Annotated in this window: 1 protein-coding gene; it reads left to right on the top strand. The window is 48.0% G+C overall.

The features are described from left to right. Positions 1–1,178: ferredoxin--nitrite reductase (locus PX481_RS17670; protein ID WP_288095245.1), on the top strand; the 1,178-nt coding region annotated here is incomplete at its 5' end. Positions 1,179–1,318: the final 140 nt, after the last annotated feature.

Here is a 1,318-nt window from a genome sequence, read left to right as displayed (position 1 = left end):
GACTAAAATCCGTGGGCATGACTTCGGTACAATCGGGCATGGATAATGTTAGAAATATTACCGGTTCACCCATGGCGGGACTAGACGCGGATGAATTAATTGACACCAGGGAATTAGTCCAAAAAGTCCAAGATATGATTACCAACTGCGGTCAAGGTAATTATCAATTTAGCAATCTGCCCCGCAAATTTAATATTGCCATCGAGGGGGGACGCGATAACTCGGTTCATGCGGAAATTAACGATATTGCCTTTGTTCCTGCCTATAAAGAGGGAGAATTAGGCTTTAATGTCGTGGTGGGTGGCTTTTTCTCGGCTAAACGCTGTGAAGCGGCAATTCCTATGAATGTTTGGGTGAGACCGAATCAGGAAGTGGTGGATTTATGCCGAGGAATTTTGGAAGTTTACCGCGACAATGGATTGCGCGCCAATCGTCAAAAATCCCGTTTAATGTGGTTAATTGATGAGTGGGGAATCGAGGAATTCCGCACGCGGGTGGCTAATCACTTAGGTTATGCCTTGGCAACGGCTGCCGAAAAAGACGCAATCGACTGGGAAAAACGGGATCATTTAGGAGTTTTCCCCCAAAAACAGGAGGGATTGAGCTATGTCGGTCTTTGTATTCCCGTTGGTCGTCTATTTGCCGATGATATGTTCGATTTAGCCCGGATTGCCGAAGTGTATGGTAGCGGAGAATTGCGTTTAACCGTGGAACAAAACGTGATTATTCCCAATATAGCGGCTGAAAATATGGCGACTCTTTTAACCGAGCCTTTACTGGCTAAGTTTACCCCCAATCCCACTCCTTTACAACGAGCGCTCGTTTCCTGCACGGGGGCGCAATTCTGCAATTTTGCCCTGATTGAAACCAAAAATAAGGCTGTGGACTTGATTCGTCAGTTAGATGCCGAATTAAATATCCCCCGGGGTGTGCGGATTCATTGGACTGGTTGCCCTAACTCCTGCGGACAACCCCAAGTGGCCGATATCGGTTTGATGGGGACAAAAGCGCGCAAAGACGGCAAAACCGTGGAGGGAGTTGACCTCTACATGGGGGGTAAAGTGGGTAAAGATGCTCACCTAGGCAGCTGTGTACAAAAAGGGATTCCCTGTGAGGACCTAAAATCGGTGTTAACCTCTATCCTCATCGAGCAATTTGGGGCGACACCGAAAGGTTAATTGACAAGTTTATTGATACGCTGAATGGGTAGGGTTGATTCATAGTAGGGTTGATTCATGAATCAACCCTACCCAAACCCCCCGTTGGGGGCGTGGCGCCGCCCCCAAACCCCGGAGCGCATTAGTTTTTCGGTGGGATG

The sequence above is a fragment of the Microcystis sp. M53603_WE2 genome (genome assembly GCF_030065435.1).
Note: the sequence above shows the minus strand (reverse complement) of the source record. Positions and strands in the feature narration are given on the sequence as shown.